The 1,178-nt window shown below is 59.7% G+C and carries 2 pseudogenes; one reads left to right on the top strand and one right to left on the bottom strand.

What is annotated here, in order from left to right:
- Positions 1-7: 7 nt before the first annotated feature.
- Positions 8-451 (bottom strand): annotated as a pseudogene (locus ACT3UN_RS16460) (transposase); the annotation flags it as partial.
- 261 nt (positions 452-712) lie between these two features.
- On the opposite strand from ACT3UN_RS16460, the pseudogene ACT3UN_RS16455 reads away from it, so the two are divergent.
- A pseudogene (locus ACT3UN_RS16455) lies at positions 713-1,178 on the top strand (IS110 family transposase); the annotation flags it as partial.

Genomic DNA, 1,178 nt, shown 5'->3' with positions numbered 1-1,178 from the left:
TCCTGCTCTACAGCTGTCCCGAGTGAATCAGTAACCGCAAGAGGTCGTGGTCCAGATTCCTGAAGCCCAAGGCGATGCCACGCAGATGCTCCAACCGGCCGTTGATGGCTTCGACTGGCCCGTTGGACGCGCCGATGTCGAAGTACGCCAGCACATCCTCCCGACGCCGCCACAAAGTCCTAACCAGCTGCGCTAGTTCCTCCAGGCCTGCAGGCAGTCCCTTTCGCCGCGTGTTGATCACCCCGCACATCAGCTTCTTGCCCCGGGGCTTGGCCGTGTGACTATGTGCAGCGTTCAGGACCCGGTAGAACCGCCAGGTGGCCTACAGAACGACGTAGTCGTCGTCTGCATTTCCACAGCAGGTCCAGGCGTTGTTTCTGCAGGGGGTGGGATAGTCCGTTCTGGTCAGCAGGCTCCTGCGGTGTTTGTAGAAAGGACCATCCTTCCCCCCCGTTACCTTGATCGTGTCCCCCTATCCTCGGGGACAAGTCACTGGCCTTGGTATGGCTGATTCGCCCTGTTGTTCTACACAATGATCCGGAGGTGTTGCCGCCGAGGTACCAGGACATAGGCTGACGGCTAATAGGGACACGGCTCACAGCAATGTCTCCGTGAAGTCTCCTCGTAATGCGGGTGTCCGTACCGAGTGCCCGACCACCACAGTGACCTTCCACCACAATCCCATACCAACCTCCCCAGGGAGAGGACGAACATGGAAGACATCACCATCTACGACGTCTACCTCGGACTCGATGTCGGCCAAACCGCCCACCACGGCTGTGCAATAGCAACAGACGACCTCAAGATCTAGGACAAAGCCTTAGCACTGGAGAAATCCCACCTCATTGAGGTGTTCGACCAGTTCAAAAAACCCATGGCAATGTGCTGTCGATCGACGACCAGCCCAACACCATCGGTGCCCTATCCATCGTCGTAGCCTGGGCCTGCCACTGTAGCGTGACCTACCTGCCCGGCCCGGCGATGAGAAAGGCCGCGGACCTGTATCCCGGACAAGCCAGAAACGGACGCCCGGGGACGCGGTCATCATCGCCAACACCGCCCGCACGATGGGCCACACTCTACGTGCGGTGGACCGCAACGCCGAAGTGTTTTCCGCGCTCAATATGCTGGCCGGCCTGGACGATGACATCGCCCGGGGGGTGCTGTTGCAAAGTGGA

The sequence above is a fragment of the Corynebacterium sp. AOP12-C2-36 genome, from assembly GCF_052379185.1.
Classification (GTDB): Bacteria; Actinomycetota; Actinomycetes; order Mycobacteriales; family Mycobacteriaceae; genus Corynebacterium.
Note: the sequence above shows the minus strand (reverse complement) of the source record. Positions and strands in the feature narration are given on the sequence as shown.